The organism is Seonamhaeicola sediminis (genome assembly GCF_004358095.2).
Classification (GTDB): Bacteria; Bacteroidota; Bacteroidia; order Flavobacteriales; family Flavobacteriaceae; genus Seonamhaeicola; species Seonamhaeicola sediminis.
Window position 1 is genome coordinate 650,502 of the sequence record NZ_SMZJ02000004.1, and the last position, 17,140, is coordinate 667,641.

General features: G+C 33.1%; 16 protein-coding genes. 7 read left to right on the forward strand and 9 right to left on the reverse strand.

The features are described from left to right. Positions 1 to 124: 124 nt before the first annotated feature. Positions 125 to 1,579, forward strand: a complete 1,455-nt coding sequence (locus tag E1J38_RS09050) for a DUF3360 family protein (RefSeq protein WP_133356659.1) — start codon at positions 125 to 127, stop codon at positions 1,577 to 1,579. A 78-nt stretch (positions 1,580 to 1,657) separates the two neighbouring features. Here E1J38_RS09050 and E1J38_RS09055 read toward each other — a convergent pair whose 3' ends face one another. After that, on the reverse strand, positions 1,658 to 2,848 hold the full coding sequence (locus tag E1J38_RS09055; protein WP_133356658.1) for an agmatine deiminase family protein: 1,191 nt from the start codon (positions 2,846 to 2,848) through the stop codon (positions 1,658 to 1,660). Positions 2,849 to 3,251: 403 nt separating this feature from the next. Between E1J38_RS09055 and E1J38_RS09060 the strand changes: the two genes are divergently transcribed. The 3 genes from E1J38_RS09060 (at position 3,252) to E1J38_RS09070 (ending at position 5,152) form a co-directional block, all read left to right on the forward strand. Continuing rightward, positions 3,252 to 3,440, forward strand: coding sequence for a cold-shock protein (locus tag E1J38_RS09060; RefSeq protein ID WP_133356657.1), 189 nt, complete (start codon positions 3,252 to 3,254; stop codon positions 3,438 to 3,440). A 122-nt stretch (positions 3,441 to 3,562) separates the two neighbouring features. Continuing rightward, positions 3,563 to 4,018, forward strand: a complete 456-nt coding sequence (locus E1J38_RS09065; protein ID WP_133356656.1) for a cold-shock protein — start codon at positions 3,563 to 3,565, stop codon at positions 4,016 to 4,018. Between the two features lie 513 nt (positions 4,019 to 4,531). Continuing rightward, positions 4,532 to 5,152, forward strand: coding sequence for a YqaA family protein (locus E1J38_RS09070; protein ID WP_133356655.1), 621 nt, complete (start codon positions 4,532 to 4,534; stop codon positions 5,150 to 5,152). A 3-nt stretch (positions 5,153 to 5,155) separates the two neighbouring features. Here the strand turns inward: E1J38_RS09070 and E1J38_RS09075 are convergent, their stop codons facing one another. From E1J38_RS09075 to E1J38_RS09085, 3 genes are all read right to left on the reverse strand, one after another. Then, entirely contained in the window at positions 5,156 to 5,692 is a 537-nt protein-coding gene (locus E1J38_RS09075) for a DUF4251 domain-containing protein (protein WP_133356654.1), read from the reverse strand. 141 nt (positions 5,693 to 5,833) lie between these two features. Then, a complete protein-coding gene (locus E1J38_RS09080; RefSeq protein WP_133356653.1) occupies positions 5,834 to 6,214 on the reverse strand; it encodes a hypothetical protein in 381 nt (126 codons plus the stop codon). A gap of 18 nt (positions 6,215 to 6,232) precedes the next feature. After that, positions 6,233 to 8,341, reverse strand: coding sequence for an elongation factor G (locus E1J38_RS09085; RefSeq protein ID WP_133356652.1), 2,109 nt, complete (start codon positions 8,339 to 8,341; stop codon positions 6,233 to 6,235). 363 nt (positions 8,342 to 8,704) lie between these two features. Between E1J38_RS09085 and E1J38_RS09090 the strand changes: the two genes are divergently transcribed. From E1J38_RS09090 to E1J38_RS09100, 3 genes are all read left to right on the forward strand, one after another. Continuing rightward, complete coding sequence (locus E1J38_RS09090; RefSeq protein WP_133356651.1) at positions 8,705 to 8,995, forward strand: DUF3817 domain-containing protein; 291 nt, start codon at positions 8,705 to 8,707, stop codon at positions 8,993 to 8,995. Continuing rightward, complete coding sequence (locus E1J38_RS09095; protein ID WP_133356650.1) at positions 8,992 to 10,284, forward strand: mechanosensitive ion channel family protein; 1,293 nt, start codon at positions 8,992 to 8,994, stop codon at positions 10,282 to 10,284. The genes E1J38_RS09090 and E1J38_RS09095 overlap by 4 nt, the downstream gene beginning before the upstream one ends. 122 nt (positions 10,285 to 10,406) lie before the next feature. Then, positions 10,407 to 11,201 carry a hypothetical protein gene (locus tag E1J38_RS09100; RefSeq protein ID WP_133356649.1) on the forward strand — a complete coding sequence of 265 codons (795 nt, stop codon included), beginning with the start codon at positions 10,407 to 10,409 and terminating at the stop codon, positions 11,199 to 11,201. A 69-nt stretch (positions 11,202 to 11,270) separates the two neighbouring features. On the opposite strand, the gene leuB is transcribed toward E1J38_RS09100, so the two are convergent. The 5 genes from leuB to E1J38_RS09125 all read right to left on the reverse strand — a co-directional run bounded on the left by leuB (position 11,271) and on the right by E1J38_RS09125 (position 17,081). Next, positions 11,271 to 12,326, reverse strand: coding sequence for a 3-isopropylmalate dehydrogenase (leuB, locus tag E1J38_RS09105; protein ID WP_133356648.1), 1,056 nt, complete (start codon positions 12,324 to 12,326; stop codon positions 11,271 to 11,273). An 18-nt stretch (positions 12,327 to 12,344) separates the two neighbouring features. Continuing rightward, a complete protein-coding gene (locus E1J38_RS09110; RefSeq protein ID WP_186525848.1) occupies positions 12,345 to 13,844 on the reverse strand; it encodes a hydroxymethylglutaryl-CoA lyase-like TIM-barrel protein in 1,500 nt (499 codons plus the stop codon). Positions 13,845 to 13,900: 56 nt separating this feature from the next. Next, entirely contained in the window at positions 13,901 to 14,500 is a 600-nt protein-coding gene (leuD, locus tag E1J38_RS09115; protein WP_133356646.1) for a 3-isopropylmalate dehydratase small subunit, read from the reverse strand. A gap of 60 nt (positions 14,501 to 14,560) precedes the next feature. Continuing rightward, positions 14,561 to 15,970, reverse strand: a complete 1,410-nt coding sequence (gene leuC, locus E1J38_RS09120; RefSeq protein WP_133356645.1) for a 3-isopropylmalate dehydratase large subunit — start codon at positions 15,968 to 15,970, stop codon at positions 14,561 to 14,563. Between the two features lie 223 nt (positions 15,971 to 16,193). Continuing rightward, positions 16,194 to 17,081, reverse strand: a complete 888-nt coding sequence (locus tag E1J38_RS09125; RefSeq protein WP_133356644.1) for a DUF72 domain-containing protein — start codon at positions 17,079 to 17,081, stop codon at positions 16,194 to 16,196. Positions 17,082 to 17,140 lie beyond the last annotated feature (59 nt).

Sequence of the window (17,140 nt, forward strand, 5' to 3'; positions counted from 1 at the left end):
TTCTATTTTCATAAGTGAAACAAGATATATTTATCCTAAACCTGATAAATCTCATGTTTGATAATTTATTTGAGAAGTATTTTTGTTGAATCAAAAAGCGAAATAGGAATTCAACTAACCACAAATGGAGGAAAAAAACCAAAACACGTATCAAGAGAAACGTAAAAAATCAGAAGAATTTAAAAGTAGAGAAGACTATTTAGAGCACGAATTACTTAGTATGAAATTTAGAAGATGGCGTATTCATATGCCATTTAGAGATTTTCATATAGAATTTGAAGATTTGGTACCCGCATTAGCAGCAACCATAGGAAAAGTAGTTATGGTAACAGCAATGGTAGCGGCATTTGCAGTACAATTTGGACTATCTCCTGAGTTTGTAGCTGAGAATGTTAGATATGAGTTACTAATAGCTGGTGGTATTTTTGTGCTAATTTTTTCAGCTATTTTAAACCCTAGAGCCAATTTGGCAGGCACACATGGCCCTATGATTCCGTTGATACCCATTATAGCAGCTGCTGGTGGACACCCACTAGCTTTGGGTATTTTAATTGGTGTTTTTGGCCTTTTTTTAAGTATAACAAAAGGAGGTTCTAAATTAATGGAATTAACAGGAGTAGGGGTAAGAGGAGGGCTTCTTATTTATTTAGGTGCCGTTGGTCTCATAGGGCAAATATCAAAATTCGAATTGTGGACATCATCTCAAGATGCTAGTACAGTATCTTTTGCCGTAATAGGTATTACCGTTTTTGTTTATGCCTATTTAGCAAGGATTAAAAAGCGGTGGCTAGCAATTCCATTATGTTCTGCAATAGCTGGAATAACAGCGTATGTTATGGGTGTTGGCTTTGAATTTTCTACTGCACCAGGACTTCCGCATTTCAATCCATTCTGGTGGTGGGGCGAAGATACAGGATGGCAATTAGGGTGGCCAGATTTTGGACATTTTGTAGCGGTGATTCCTTTTGCAATTCTTGCAGTGGCCATGTGGTCTCCAGATTATTTAGGTCATCGTGTTTTTCAGGAAATGAATTATCCTAAAAAAGCAAAAGATGTTTTAATGGATGTAGATGATACTATGACCGTTTCTTCTATACGACAAGTTGTTGGAGCCTTTTTAGGAGGCGGTAATATTGCATCTTCATGGGGAACTTATATGATTCCAGCTGCCATTGCAAAAAGACCAATACCGGGTGGCGCCATTCTAACAGCTATACTATGTATTTTGGCATCGGTATTTGGCTATCCTATGGATTTAGCTATGTGGGAACCAGTACTAAGAGTCGCCTTAATAGTTGGTGTGTTTTTACCTCTACTAGAGGCTGGTATGCAAATGGTACAAAAGCAAAACGATTCTTTAAGTGCCGGTACCTGTATTTTTGCGTGTGCATTTGTTAATCCTGTTTTTGGTTGGGCCTTAACTATGCTGCTTGATAATCTTGGGTTAATAGGTGATAGAGACAGGGCTAAAAAACTATCCTTAAAAGAACGATTAATCATTCCTGGTATCATGTTTTTAGTATGTGTTGTAGCACTAGCTTTAGTAGGCCAATTACCAGGCATTCCTGGAATATTTTAAATGTAATGTGATGATTTTGTCAAAATAGAAGATACGTCGTCTGGATATAAGAAATAAAAAAAATCAAAAAAATTTAAATCAAAGACTGAAGTTTATGAAATAGTTAAGCTGCTTTTTTTCTTTTCTTTTTTTTGGTTTATTAATTGTAATACAATGAAATCCGCCACCGTTTCTATTAAGTTCAATACAATCCAGCATAACTATTTTCTTTTCAGGAAAAATACTTTTAAATATAACTTCTATCTCGGCATCTTTAGCTATAGCATAATCACTTCCCAAATGTTGTGCATAACTTGGTACAATAACTTTATTTTTGGTAATTATAAAATTTAAATAGCTGGTAGATCTTATAAAAGTTCTGGTTTCGTTTTCATATGCTTCAATTTCAAAAAGCAATGGAGCCATGGGAACTCTAATAATATTTAAAGGGTTCCCATCATGATCAGAAGCATTTTTAAGAATAGCGTAATTTTCCTCTAAGCGCTCATGAGCAATCTTCATAATAGGGTTTGTAATTAATTCACTACTATCTACCTTGGCCAATAATACAGTATTAGGGGAAATAAACCTACAAAAACTATCGATATGATTACCCGCTCCATTGGTATAAATACTATCTAAAAATGGCTTAACAGCACGCAATTCATCTTGAGGAAGTCCACTTTTTAACCAAATAATTTTTTTGACGCCTAATTTCTTTTTCAACTCTTTTCCTATTTGTTCTTTAGTTAGCTTAGGATTATTGGCCATTTCATGCTTTTCAACTAAAATAGCTAATCCTTTGCCATTTAACTCTCTTGCTCCACCAACACTAACAAGTTTAGAGGCTCTTAACCTTTCTTTGAATAAATTTTGGTACTCATATGGAAAGGTATTTCTCTTGCTATTGTGATAATTAAAACTTATGGTTTTGAATTTTCCACTTTTATTTAATAGAAATAGGGGGCCAAAATCTCTAATCCAAATATCAGCACTGTTAATAGTTTGCAGTAGAATGTTATCCATATTGACACCAAACAATTTAAGTTCATTAAATAAGCTATCAGAATCAATGGTGTCTGGTACAAATAAAATAACATGGTCATCTTCAGCTAAATTTTTAATAAAATTACGATACGTATTTCTATGATAAGGTGACCAAACTAATAGATGAGATTCTGTTTCATCAAAATCTGTAGAAGGTTGGTAATCTCGGTCTAAAGTAATAAAATACCAAGCTAAACTTATTGCCAATACAAGTCCAATAAGCACAATTATTTTTCTTTTCATTGAGCGTTACTATAAACTCTGTAATTAATACTAAATTAGTAATTAGTTTAATGCAAAAAACGGTCTTCCTAAAAAAAATCATTAATTTTTTTCACTTAAATACATTCAAATTATGGTGCGTGAAATGAGTTTTAAACAGATATTTTTTTAAAACATAGTTGTTTTGTGAAAATAAAAGCCTTAATTTGCAGTGTTCGAATAGAGCACCTTTCAGTTTTCAAGGTAGTTATTTAGTAATTAGTTTTTTCGAGTTTTTCTCTTCTTATCTTTTTTATTTCATCATTACTTTATTAGTTGTTTAAGTATTTTTAAGAAGCATTTAGCTGTATAGTGATTGCTACATACTTAGTAAGGGAGGTTAATTGAACAAAAAAGAATTAATAATATATAAACACTAGTAAAGATGCAAGAAGGCACAGTAAAATTTTTTAATAACTCAAAAGGATTTGGGTTTATAACATCATCAGAAGGCGAAGATATTTTTGTTCACAATTCAGGCTTAATTGATGATATAAGAGAAAATGACAAAGTACAGTACTCTACTCAACCTGGAAAAAAAGGTTTAAATGCTGTTAATGTAGAAGTTCTATAAAAATAGAGTTATGCAAAAATTTAAAACCTATTACTAAAAAAGTGATAGGTTTTTTTTATGATTTTAAAAAAATAAAGTCAGTAGGAATATGATTAAATTAATAGTAGTATCTTAAATAATTTATGGGGAGATCGCAACAAACTTTCGGCAAAAGTGAAAGAGAAAAAAAGCGTTTAAAAAAGCGTGAAGAGAAGAAAAAGAAAATGGAAGCTCGCAAACTAGACGCAAAAGAAAATGGGAAAAAAGGCATTGAATTTGCCTACGTTGGCTATGATGGTCAGCTAACAGATACACCACCAGATCCTTCAAAAAAGATAAAGGTAAAAGCTAAAACTATAGAGCTTGGTATTCCAAAAAAGACTGAGGAAACTGAAGTTTTTAATCCGGTAAGAAAAGGAACCGTTTCATTTTTTGATCATTCTAAAGGTTTTGGTTTTATAATAGATTCAGAAACTCAAGAAAAATTCTTTACACATGTTAGCGGTCTTATTGATGAAATCTCTGAAGCCAATAAGGTTCTATTTGAACTTGAAAAAGGTCAAAAAGGCATGAATGCGGTTAGAGTAAAGCTTTTATGATTACAGGTAACTATCTACTTAGTAAATACAAGGATTAATTACTAAAACACCATAGTTTTTCTAATATTGTTTCTAACCCAAAACTGGATAAGCCAATAAAAAAACACTAAAGTTTATCGCATGATGTCTGTTAACGGCTAATTATAGATACATATGTTTTTTAAACGCTGCGAAGCAAACCGCTTATTAGTTTAATGACCCAAGTTCTAATTATTCTTATGAAAACGAATGTTTCTGGGACATTTTACATAATAGAGAATTATAGCTATCATTTTATAAATACGCTAAGCATTTCAATAACGACGTAAATTATGTTTTAATATTTAATCATCCACTGGATAATCAAATATTAAAAATGTACTATAATTTATATTATGTAAAATAGAATATTTAGCAGTGTGTTCATCATACACCACATCGAATAAACCTGTTAAAATTAATTTAAAGCTGCTCTATTTCTTTATAAGAACAAAAAAAGAAGCTACTTTCGCCTTTCTGAAATTGCATTTGAAAATGAAACCCAAAGCCAAGACTAAAACTTACGGGAAATCCCGTTTACGTTTATTACATCAGTATTATAGTTATACCGGCTTTTATAGCTTTGTAGGTAAAAGTGTTCTTAAAGCTTTACCTTATATTTTATTGGCCGTCATTGTTATTTACGTGGTTAATACCTTTTTTAATATTAATGAGCTGCTTACAAATATTACAGAGGTTTTGCCTATTTATGGTGTTTTAATTTTCTTTTTTATTTCTGAAACCTTGTTGGGGCTCATACCTCCAGAATTGTTTATTGCATGGTCTGGTAAGCTTAGTGCACCTTGGGGTTACCTTATTTTATTGGCTATATTGTCTTATATAGGTGGTCTGTTAAGCTATTACATTGGTGCTGTAATCACCAATATACCAAGGGTACACCGTTATTTAGAAGAAAAAATGCAAAAACAGCTTAAAAATTCTAAAAAATGGGGCGGTTTTCTAATAGTTGTAGGCGCCTTATTGCCACTACCCTTTTCAATTTCATGCTTAGCTGCTGGTATTATTAACTACCCGTTTAAAGGTGTGGTTTCCTTTGGATCTTTGCGTTTATTACGTTTTGTGATTTACGGACTGGTTATTTTTAATGTATTCTAAGTATTATTTCTCAATAACTTCACCTCTATAACCTATATAAGCTCGTAAATTACTATTTACATGTATATCGGTGTTTAAATTAGGGAAAAGTGTCAGGTTAATTTGAAAAATTTCGGCGTTGTTTTTTAATTCAAAATAGTACTCATACTTATTCTTTTTCTTATTGAAGGTTTGTTTATATTCTTTGGGCTTTCCATCAAAACTTATACCTGTTTCTCTAGCGCCATAAGGAGGTGCAAATCGCCATTCCCCATAGTATGGTAGATAAATGGATACACTATCTCCTATTATCTTGAAGTAATTGGCATTACCTATAAGACTTATATTTCCTGCAGTGGAGCCAACCGGAAGCAATCCTGTATTAGCTATCATATTGGAATTTAAGGGGTTTGCCCAATTTGATATTATGTTTATGGTATCCATTTTTACAATGGCATGAATTTTTTCCATTTTATCTGCTGTAGCGGTTAGTTGTTTTCTGGAACTACAGCCAATGATAATGATAGAAAACATAAATATCCAAACAATTCTAAGCATCATAAACTTTTATATTTTATTTAATAAAGACACAACATTCATACCATTATAAATCAATATCATCAAATTACTAATTAATTGATTAACATAAAAAAAGCTAGAACATTTTAACATTCTAGCTTTTTTTACTTCTTGAAGTTTAATTTATAACCACTCTCTAAAGAAATCCATCATTTCCTCTTTGAGGTCGTAATGCATTTTAATATACGTACGCATATCATCCTTTAAAGTATGCTGTTCATTTTGAAATCTGCCTTCAATGTTTTCGTTATAATCGGCTTGATTTATATTGGCCATTTTATTTCTAATACGGTGTTTTAATTTAGAAATAGCGTCTTTTTCAATCATGATTCTATTTTGAAAATTCTCCAAGGGCACCGTTGCTTTTTTACCAAATTCTCGTGCTGCTATTTCTTCTAATTTTTCTTCAAAGGTATCCATTTCGTTAAAATGAAACCGTAATTCTCTTTTCCATGTATCTAAATTAAATTTAAGGTCGCTTAAATAATTTGCTTTCGTTATCATAGTTACATACTTATTTAATTATACTTCTTCTTTTACTAATTGTTTTTGAATGTTATTTGGTACCGGTTGGTATGATGAAAACCTGGAACTAAATGTAGCTTTTCCTTGTGTTAACGATCGTAAATCTGTAGAATAGCCAAATAGTTCTGCTGCAGGAATGGTACATTTTAGTATTTGATAATGGTCTAAATTGTCAAATCCTTGAATGATAGAGCGTCTACTTTGTAAATCGGTCATCACATTACCTACCATATCTTCAGGTACTTTAACGGTTAACTCGTTTGTAGGTTCTAATAACTTAGGATTGGCGTTTAAAAAGGCTTCTTTAAAAGCGTGCGCCCCTGCTATTTTAAACGATATATCATTAGAATCTACTGGATGCATTTTGCCATCATAAACCATCACCCTCACATCGCGTATATAAGATCCTGTTAAAGGGCCTTCTTCCATAACTTCTAAAACCCCTTTCATAACCGAAGGAATATAGCGCGCATCAATAACACCTCCTACAATACAGTTGTAAAATACCAGTTTTCCACCCCAAGGTAAACTTACTTCCTCTTTACCTCTAATATTAAAACCTTCAGGTTCTGGCATACCTTCAAACCATGGCTCTATTTTAAGGTGTACCTGTGCAAATTGACCAGAGCCCCCCGATTGTTTTTTGTGTCGGTAATTAGCCGTTGAAGAACGTTGTATGGTCTCCCTATATTTAATTTTAGGTTTTTCATAATGAGCAGTTATTTTATAGTCACTTTTCAACGTCATATCTATAATAGCCAAGTGTAACTCTCCTTGACAACCTAAAACTTGCTCTTTAGATTCTTTAGAATAGTTAATAACCACCGTTGGATCTTGTTTATGAATTTTACGTAGTGCATCGCTTAATTTTTCCTCATCGGCTTTGTTACTAGCAGTCACAGCTTTATTAATTCTTGGTTCTGGGTATTGAATGGGTTTTATGGTAATAGGCTTACTGCCACTATAAAGCGTGTCATTAGTTTCAGTGTCTTTTAATTTTAAACTGGCACCAATATCACCCGTACTTAATTTATTTACAGGTTCACGGTTCTTGCCATCCATAATAAATAACTGATTGATAACCTCAGTTTCTCCAGTTCTAGAATTGGTTAACCTGTCATTAAGGTTAATTTCTCCAGACTTAACTTTAAAGAAAGTAATCTGACCCAAATTAGGTTGATATAAGGTTTTAAAAACAAAAAGTGAGGTGTCTGCTTCTGCCTTGGGCACAATCTCCTCGCCCTCTAAACTTTGTTCTGGTTTTAAATCGGCCGCAGCAGGCGCAACATTATCAATGAATCCCATTAATCGTCCGCTGCCCATATCTTGTAAGGCCGATACGCAGAATACTGGGAACAAGTCATGGTTTAGCATACCTGCCTTAATACCTTGGCGCATTTCATCTTCATTTAAAGTACCTTTGTCAAAATAAAGTTCCATAAGTGCTTCATCATTCTCGGCAGCCTTTTCAACTAGCTCGTTATGTAAAGCTTCAGCTTTTGCTTTTTCAAAATCAGGAATTTCTAATTTTTCTGGCTTTCCTCCTTCGGGTCCAAACTTATAGCATTTCATTTTTAAAACATCAACAATACATTGCGCACCATCAAGTTTTATGGGGTATTGTATTTGTGCAACATTATTTCCTACTAATGTTTTTATACTTTTAAAGGCATCTTCAAAATTACAATCGGGGTGATCAATTTGGTTTATAATAAATAAGGTTGGCTTGTTGTATTTATCTATATAATTCCAGATAATTTCAGTGCCAACCTCTACGCCGTGTTTTCCATTAATCACGGTAGCTATGGTGTCTCCCACCCTGATGGATGAAATAATTTCCCCAATAAAATCGTCTAAACCAGGAGTGTCAATAATATTAATTTTGTAATTGCGCCATTCGGTATGTATAGGCGTTGCAAATACCGATGCTTGACGTTGGTGTTCAATCTCATGGTAATCTGAAACCGTGTTTTGATCTTCAATGGTACCACGTCTATTAATCAGTCCTGCTTCAAATAGCATGGTTTCTGCCAAAGTAGTTTTACCGCTATTATGGGCCCCTACAAATACCACATTTTTAATGTGCTTATCATCAAATACTTTCATACGTTTAAATTTTAATAATTAGTAGATTTCATGTTAATTATAAAATTGAGAACGTATGTCATTGTTACGCTCTCACATTAAAACTTTAAACATTCCATTAATAACAATGTTCAAAATTTATTAACACTCGTTTCATTTGCCTTTGGTTTAATTTAAGTTGATATTTTTTTAAAAAAAGAAACTCTTTAAATTTTTAAGATGATATAAAGCTACCCTCAATATTTATAAAAAAATATGATTATTGTCATACCCTGAGGCAAGTATCAAATGATAAATGTGGCAAGTCCTATAAAGTTACAACAAAATTGCAGTATCTCAACCATTATTTAATCAGTCTGTGTATTTTTGTCTAAAATTTTGTATATGTTTTCACTCCTTAATATATTTAGAGTAGTCGCTTTTTTAGAAGGTGTATCTTATATACTTCTACTTTTTATCGCTACCCCCATGAAACATTTTGCAGAAGATCCTCAATATGTAAAACTATTAGGAATGCCTCATGGAATTCTTTTCATGTTATATATAGTATTAGCTTTTGTTTTGAAACCTGATTTTAACTGGTGTAAAAAGGCTTTTAGTGGTGTGCTTTTAGCAGCTATTATTCCATTTGGGACTTTTTTAATTGAACGTAAATATTTAAAACCTGTAAAATGATTCAAGACAAGGAAAATACAGAGGTACTAACAGAAGCTACTCTTGATTTTAATAGGTTTTTCTTTGATTTTTTAACACAAAAAGATATTGAAGAAGATACAGCTGTATGGTTAAACATGGCAGGGTTGTTAATTGCTTCTACCATCATTGTGTTTTTAATTGACTTTCTAATTAGAAAGATTCTCTTGCAAATGTTTACGCGGTTTGCAAGTGCTTCAAAGTCTAATTTTGATGATTTATTAGTTGCTAATAAGGTTCCAAGAAATGTAGCACATATCATTCCTCTGCTTATAGCTTTAGAATTGGTTCCTATAATATTTTATGATTTCCCTGACTTTGAAATAGTTGTTGAAAAAGGGTTGCAAGTATTTGCTATTGTACTAACGCTTTGGATAGTGAGAAGCCTTTTATTCACTGTAAAAGATTTTTTAAAGACCTTGCCAAGTTTAAGAGATAAACCTGTAGAAAGTTATATACAGGTCTTTATGATATTTGCTTGGGTTGCAGGCATCATGTCTGCTATAGCTGTAATAACAGATATTCCTTTCTTAAAATTTTTGACTGGTTTAGGGGCTGCCTCTGCCGTGATTATATTAATATTTAAAGATACCATTCTAGGTTTTGTTGCTAGTATTCAGGTATCTATAAATGATATGGTACGTATTGGTGATTGGGTGACTTTTGAAAAATTTGGAGCTGATGGTGATGTTATTGAAATTACCCTAGCTACTGTAAAGGTTCAGAATTGGGATAAAACCATTACTACTATTCCAACTTATGCGTTGATTTCGGAATCTTTTAAGAACTGGCGAGGAATGACTAGTTCTGATGGTAGACGTATAAAGCGTTCATTAAGTATTAAAATGGAAAGTGTTAAATATTTAAATCAAGCCGATATTGAAAAACTTAAGGGTATTGAGCTTATTGAAAAATATTTAGATAAACGACAAAGTGATATTGATACCCATAATAAAACAAACCAAATTGATAAGTCTTTAGCTATAAATGGAAGAAACCTAACCAACCTTGGAGTTTTTAGAAAGTATGTTCAAGAATATATTGAAAACCATGCTGCTATAAACAAGGATATGACTATCATGGTGCGCCAATTAGCACCATCATCTCAAGGTATACCTATTGAAATTTATGCTTTCAGTAGTGATAAACGCTGGGTTAATTATGAATATATCATGGCCGATATTTTTGACCATGTTATAGCTGCTACGCCTTATTTTGATTTAGAAATATTTGAATTGCCTAGTGGTTCTAGTTTTTCTATCAAAGAATAGACATACCCTTTTATCGGTAAAATTTTACTTTTTAACGTAAAATAACGTATATTTGAACACTTCCCTCAATTAAGTGTTTGTAGTTATGCCACTTAATTTTCATTATAAAATAATATATTGTTATGAAATTTTTATGTTTTATAGCTACGTTGGTTTCAATATGTTCTCAGCTAAATGCTCAAAATACAGAATTTGTTTTTGACAAAGAGCTAAACAAATTAATTGCTTTAAAAGAAGGGGGATCTCCTTACGTGTTTGAGGTATTATCAAAAGAATACACTACAGCCATAAAAAAACCTGAGACAAAAAGAGTATCTAAATTTTATAAAAAGGCTTTAGCATTTGCTAATAAGGCTAAGAATGATAGCGTGAAAATAGCAGAACTAAAAAAAGAATCAAATTACACCCCTAACAAGGTGAAAGAACTTAATGCAGAGGAAATTAATAATCGTTTAAGAACTGCTAGTCGAATCTTGAAAAATACTAAGAAGTATGAATTAGTGTCAAGTAAAATTGTACTTCAAAAACAAGAAGATTTAAAAATGAGACGAAGTATTTTTAAGCCTCAGAATATAATAATCGGAAAATTTAAATATTTAGGCTCATATTATGTCGCTAAGGGTTTTGATGGTTACTCAGAACGAAGCTTAATTTCGGTTACCGATGCACAAAAAAATAAATTAACAAAAGAGCACTTTCTTTTAGATACTGTATTTCAATTAATTCAAAATGTTAAAACAAAAGTATTATATATTGTTTACACAGATTTTTTAGAAAAATATCCAATAAATATGGTAGCATCTCAAAATAAATACAAAGGAAAAATAACCTTATCAGCCTCCTATGTTAATGAGATAGATAAAAACTTAGATGCAATCATTATAGAATATAATAGAAGTTTATTGAAAATTATGTAGAATTAAAAAAGACCTATCAATTTTGATAGGTCTTTCCAGTTTTAGTTAGTTTTATGTAGTAATATAATATTAAATATTGGCCGCTAACCAGTCTCCTACTTCACTAGTTCCATAAGCTTTATCGCCTTCCGATAGGTCTTCTGTAACTATTCCTTCAGCCAGAGCTTTGTTTACAGCTTCTCTTATTACTTTGCCTTCTTCGATTAAATCAAAATTTTCAAACATCATAGCTGCTGATAATACGGTTGCCATAGGATTCGCTATATTTTTTCCTGCCGCTTGCGGGTATGATCCGTGAATTGGCTCAAATAAACCAATGTCAGACCCTAAAGATGCTGATGGCATTAAACCCATAGACCCTGAAATCACAGAAGCTTCATCGGTTAAGATATCTCCAAATAAGTTTTCTGTAATTAACACATCATAATCAGAAGGCCATTGAACTAAACGCATGGCTACAGCATCAACAAACTCATAAGATACTTCTACTTCTGGGTATTCAGCTTCTAAACCTTGTACAGTTTCTCTCCACAAACGAGATGTTTCCAACACGTTAGCTTTATCAACGCAACACAAGCGCTTAGAACGTTGCATAGCTAATTCAAAGCCTTTACGAGCTAAACGTGTTACTTCTTCTTTAGTGTATACACAATTGTCATATGCTGTGTTTCTATCATCTCTCCTGCCCTTTTCTCCAAAGTAAATCCCACCAGTTAGTTCACGTAAAAACACTAAATCTGTTCCTTCAATACGTTCTTTTTTTAACGGTGATTTGTCTAATAATGATGGGAATACAAAAGTTGGGCGAACATTAGCAAATAACCCTAAGGCTTTTCGCATTTTTAATAAACCCTGTTCCGGACGTACAGGTGCAGATGGATCATTATCGTATTTGGGGTCTCCAATAGCTCCAAACAACACAGCATCAGATGTTTTACAAATATTATGAGTTTCATCTGGATATGGCTCGCCAACAGCATCAATAGCTGCAGCTCCTGTTAATGCAGGTTTCCAAGTAATCTCATGACCAAATTTTTTGGCAACAGCATCACTTACTTTTACAGCTTGATCTATAACTTCTGGTCCTATACCATCTCCGGCTAAAAGGGCTATGTTTAATTTCATTTTATAGTTTTATTATATCTAATTATTAATAATGTTAAGCATTTTCTCTGTGGCTTTTATAGCCGATACCGTTTGATCTGAGTCTAACCCTCTAGTTTTAAATTCAGATGCTTTATTTTTCCATGTAATTATGGTTTCACACAATGCATCAGAACGACTACCAGGGGGGATTCTCACAGCATAGTCAACTAAATCTGGAAGCACCAGTTTTTTCTTTTTAAAAATCTTTCTAATGGCATTCATAAACGCATCAAATTGCCCATCGCCTTGAGCATTTTCTTCAAATGATTCACCCTCAATGTTAAGCGCTATTGTAGTAGATGGTTTTAAACCTTTAGAATGTGTTAAAACATAAGAATCTACCGTTATCTTCTCTTCATAAGAGCCACTATCTAAAACATCTGAAATGATATATGGTAAATCTTCTTTTGTTACAACTTGTTTTTTATCACCAAGCTCAATAATACGTTGGGTTACTTTTTTAAGTTCGTCTTCATTTAGTTTTAACCCTAATTCTTGTAAATTTTTCTGGATATTAGCTTTACCAGAAGCCTTACCAAGTGCATATTGTCTTGTTCTACCAAAGCGTTCTGGTAACAAATCACTAAAATAGAGATTGTTTTTGTTATCACCATCGGCATGAATACCAGCGGTTTGGGTAAAAACGTTGGCTCCTATGATAGGCTTGTTTGCAGGAATCATAATTCCAGAAAAGTTCTCTACTAATTTACTTACGGTGTAGAGCACCTTTTCATTAACCCCAATGGTAACGTTTGGGACAAAATCGTTGATAACTGCAATGGTACTAGACATGGGGGCATTACCAGCACGTTCACCCATTCCGTTCACAGTTAGATGTAATCCGTCTGCTCCAGCTCTTAAGCCTTCAATAGCATTAGAAACCCCTAAATCATAATCATTATGGGCATGAAAGTCAAAATGTATATTAGGATATGCATTCTTTATTTCAAAAACAAAATCATAAGATTCCTTTGGCGTTAAGATTCCCAAAGTGTCTGGAAGCATAATACGCTTAATAGGTTGTGTTGATAAAAATTCTAAAAATTCAAAAACATAATCTTTAGAATTACGCATACCATTACTCCAATCTTCTAAATAAACATTGGTAGCTATACCCTTATCTGAAGCTAAAGAAATAACATTTTTCGCTTCATTAAAGTGCTGATTTGGAGTCTTTTTTAACTGATGAGTTAAATGGTTAAGTGAACCTTTAGTGAGAAGGTTTTGCACTCTAGCTCCAGCCTTTACCATCCAATCTATAGAAACACCACCGTCTACAAACGATAATACCTCTACAGCATTTAAATGGTTGTATTCATTTGCCCATTCTGTGATGTTTTTTACTGCTTGAAATTCACCTTCTGACACTCGCGCCGAAGCTATTTCTATTCTATCAACCTTAAGTTCTTCTAATAGAAGTTTTGCTAATGTAAGTTTTTCAGAAGCAGAAAACGACACACTCGATGTTTGTTCACCATCGCGTAATGTCGTATCCATTATCTCAATTTTCTTCATGTAAAATGAATGAGCTATTAAATTGTTTTGATGTGTTATTAAAAAGGTCTAGTTTCACCAAAGGCAGCAATTTCTTCCTTCATGTTTTGTAAATAATCTATATCGTCAAAACCATTTAGCATATTACCTTTTTTGTAGCCATTAATATCAAAAGATTCAGATTCACCAGTTGATACCAATGTAACTGTTTGGTTTGGTAAATCTACTTTTATTTCAGTTTTCGAGTCTGCTTCAATGGCATCAAATAATTTTTGAGCAAACTCAGGAGACACCTGAACAGGAAGCACGCCAATGTTTAAACAGTTGTTTCTAAATATATCTGCAAAGAATGATGAAATTACACAACGTAATCCAAAATCATACACAGACCAAGCAGCATGCTCTCTTGACGAGCCAGAACCAAAGTTCTTACCACCAACCAATATTTTAGAACCCTCATATTTTGCATCATTTAAAGGAAAATCTGGAATAGGGTTTCCTTCAGAATCGTATCTCCAATCTCTAAAAAAATTATCTCCAAAACCTTTACGCTCTGTAGCTTTTAAGAAACGTGCAGGAATGATTTGGTCTGTATCTACGTTTTCTATTGGTAACGGATACGCTGTGCTTGTTAATACTTCAAATTTATCGTAAGCCATGTTTTTTATGCTTTTAGCCAATACGTGTTTTTTATTGACAATATTTTTTTAATTACTAATTTATACGGCAACTTCTTCAAGTAATGTTCTTGGGTCTGTAACAACTCCTGAAACAGCTGTTGCTGCTGCCACTAATGGTGATGCTAACAAGGTTCTAGAACCTGGTCCTTGACGGCCTTCAAAGTTTCTGTTAGATGTTGATACCGCTAATTTACCTGCAGGAACTTTATCGTCATTCATTGCAAGACAAGCAGAACATCCAGGTTCTCTTAATACAAAACCTGCAGCATTTAAGATTTTATCTAAACCTTCTTCTTTGATTTGGTCTACTACTTTATGTGATCCAGGTACTAACCAAGCCGTAATATTATCTGCTTTTTGACGTCCTTCTACAATTGAGCAAAACGCTCTAAAGTCTTCAATTCTTCCATTAGTACAAGACCCCAAGAAAACATAATCTACTTCTTTACCAATCATGTTATCACCTTCATTGAACTTCATGTAGCCTAGTGATTTTTTATATGTAGCTACACCACCTTCAACCTGTTCAGCCAATGGGATTGATTTAGTAACACCAATTCCCATTCCCGGGTTGGTTCCATAAGTAATCATGGGCTCAATATCGGCAGCATTATAAGTAAACTCAGCATCAAACTCAGCTCCTTCTTCAGTATATAAAGTTTCCCAGTATTCCATAGCTTTATCCCAATCTGCTCCTTTTGGCGTATGCTTTCTCCCTTTAATATATTCAAAAGTCTTTTCATCTGGAGCAATCATACCTCCACGAGCTCCCATTTCAATAGAAAGGTTACAAACGGTCATACGCCCCTCCATAGTCATGTTTTCAAAAACATCACCAGCATATTCAACAAAGTATCCTGTAGCACCAGAAGTAGTTTGTTGTGAAATGATGTAAAGCGCCACATCTTTAGGAGTCACACCAAAACCTAATTTTCCATTCACGTTAATACGCATCTTTTTAGGTTTAGGTTGCATGATACATTGCGTAGATAATACCATTTCTACCTCAGACGTACCGATACCAAAAGCAATGGCACCAAAAGCACCGTGTGTAGACGTGTGAGAATCTCCACAAACTATTGTAGAACCCGGAAGCGTAATTCCATTTTCAGGACCAACAATATGAACTATTCCGTTATTTCTATGACCTAATCCCCAGTGTGAAATACCATACTCTGCTGCATTGTTAGCTAAAGCTTCTAACTGGTTTGCAGATAAAGGATCTGCCACAGGTAAATGTTGGTTCCAAGTTGGTGTGTTATGGTCTGCAGTAGCAAAAGTACGCTCAGGATACATAACACCTATACCTCTACTCTTTAAGCCAACAAAGGCTACTGGACTTGTTACTTCGTGAATAAAATGACGGTCTATAAAAAACACATCAGGCCCATCTTCAATTTTTCTGACCACATGCGAATCCCATACTTTGTCAAATAATGTTTTGCTCATAATATTTTTATTAATTGTATAAAAGCTGTTTTTGCTAAATAAAATATACCCTTTTGGGGCTATAAAGGTTGACAAAGTTAAAACATTATACCAGTTTTATAAAGCTTTACAAAGGTTTGTTATTAACTTTTTATAAAATTGATAAAGGAGGTATTATAAAATGAATTTTATTCAATGTATTTATAAAATCACTTATAATTTTTAAATCTTTAAAAATTATTGACTAGAGTAAGGTTTGTTGGTTGTTATCATTTGGGATTGCTAAAGAACAACCTAGTGATGCATTTAATTTTTTAATAAAGTATGCGGATAATAACGGTGATTCTTTTTCAATATTTTGATGGATGAAAAAACCTATTTCCTTTATGCCTTGTTCTTGCCAAAGTTTTAATCGCTCTACCCAATCATCCAATCGGGTATAATCTGTTTCATGATTGGCTCCTACATAGCGTATAAAAGCTATTGGGTTTGTTAATCTCATATGCATTAAATCACGTCTTCCAGCAGTATCTACAATAACATTAGAAATATTATTGGTTTCTAAAAGATGATAGAGTTCATTGGCAACAGATTTATCATTATACCAATTGGTATGTCTAAACTCTATTGCTAATGAGACTTCTTTTGGCCACTCTTCAATAAAATTTACTACCCTATCAAAATCTTTTGGAGCAAAGTTATTATGCATTTGTAAAAATATGGTTCCCAGCTTATCTTTTAGATTAGCAGCATTATATAAATAATGCTCAACAATTTCTTTAGTTTCATTGAGTCGTTTCCAATGGCTTATTTCCTGATTTAACTTTGGAAAGAACTTAAAGTTTGATGGCGTTTTGTCATACCATGTTGAAAATTGTTCAGCAGGAAAAATGCGATAAAACGTGGCATTTAACTCAATAGAATTAAATTGTCTGGAATAATATTCCAACTCATCTTTGGTGCCTCTGGGATAAAAACCCTTCAAGTCTGCCCTATTCCATTTGGCACAACCTACATAGATTTCAGGAACATTGTCGTCTTTAACTTTATTTAGTAAACCTTTGGTTTTAGGGTGGTCTTTGGGTAATCTAAAATCTACATCTTGAGGATTATCTACACTTCCGAATTTCATATTTTGCTTTCTTCAAAAGTAATCATTTCCGCTACGCAAAAAAACCACAAGTCTTAATT

Bases quoted from the DNA above. Each gene is read 5' to 3' on its own strand.
- E1J38_RS09100 (WP_133356649.1), top strand. From the start codon at position 10,407: ATGAAATTTTTATGTTTTATAGCTACGTTGGTTTCAATATGTTCTCAG.
- E1J38_RS09050 (WP_133356659.1), top strand. From the start codon at position 125: ATGGAGGAAAAAAACCAAAACACGTATCAAGAGAAACGTAAAAAATCA.
- E1J38_RS09075 (WP_133356654.1), bottom strand. From the start codon at position 5,692: ATGATGCTTAGAATTGTTTGGATATTTATGTTTTCTATCATTATCATT.
- E1J38_RS09080 (WP_133356653.1), bottom strand. From the start codon at position 6,214: ATGATAACGAAAGCAAATTATTTAAGCGACCTTAAATTTAATTTAGAT.
- E1J38_RS09110 (WP_186525848.1), bottom strand. From the start codon at position 13,844: ATGGATACGACATTACGCGATGGTGAACAAACATCGAGTGTGTCGTTT.
- leuB (WP_133356648.1), bottom strand. From the start codon at position 12,326: ATGAAATTAAACATAGCCCTTTTAGCCGGAGATGGTATAGGACCAGAA.
- E1J38_RS09085 (WP_133356652.1), bottom strand. From the start codon at position 8,341: ATGAAAGTATTTGATGATAAGCACATTAAAAATGTGGTATTTGTAGGG.
- E1J38_RS09095 (WP_133356650.1), top strand. From the start codon at position 8,992: ATGATTCAAGACAAGGAAAATACAGAGGTACTAACAGAAGCTACTCTT.
- E1J38_RS09055 (WP_133356658.1), bottom strand. From the start codon at position 2,848: ATGAAAAGAAAAATAATTGTGCTTATTGGACTTGTATTGGCAATAAGT.
- E1J38_RS09065 (WP_133356656.1), top strand. From the start codon at position 3,563: ATGGGGAGATCGCAACAAACTTTCGGCAAAAGTGAAAGAGAAAAAAAG.
- E1J38_RS09090 (WP_133356651.1), top strand. From the start codon at position 8,705: ATGTTTTCACTCCTTAATATATTTAGAGTAGTCGCTTTTTTAGAAGGT.
- E1J38_RS09070 (WP_133356655.1), top strand. From the start codon at position 4,532: ATGAAACCCAAAGCCAAGACTAAAACTTACGGGAAATCCCGTTTACGT.
- E1J38_RS09060 (WP_133356657.1), top strand. From the start codon at position 3,252: ATGCAAGAAGGCACAGTAAAATTTTTTAATAACTCAAAAGGATTTGGG.
- leuD (WP_133356646.1), bottom strand. From the start codon at position 14,500: ATGGCTTACGATAAATTTGAAGTATTAACAAGCACAGCGTATCCGTTA.
- leuC (WP_133356645.1), bottom strand. From the start codon at position 15,970: ATGAGCAAAACATTATTTGACAAAGTATGGGATTCGCATGTGGTCAGA.
- E1J38_RS09125 (WP_133356644.1), bottom strand. From the start codon at position 17,081: ATGAAATTCGGAAGTGTAGATAATCCTCAAGATGTAGATTTTAGATTA.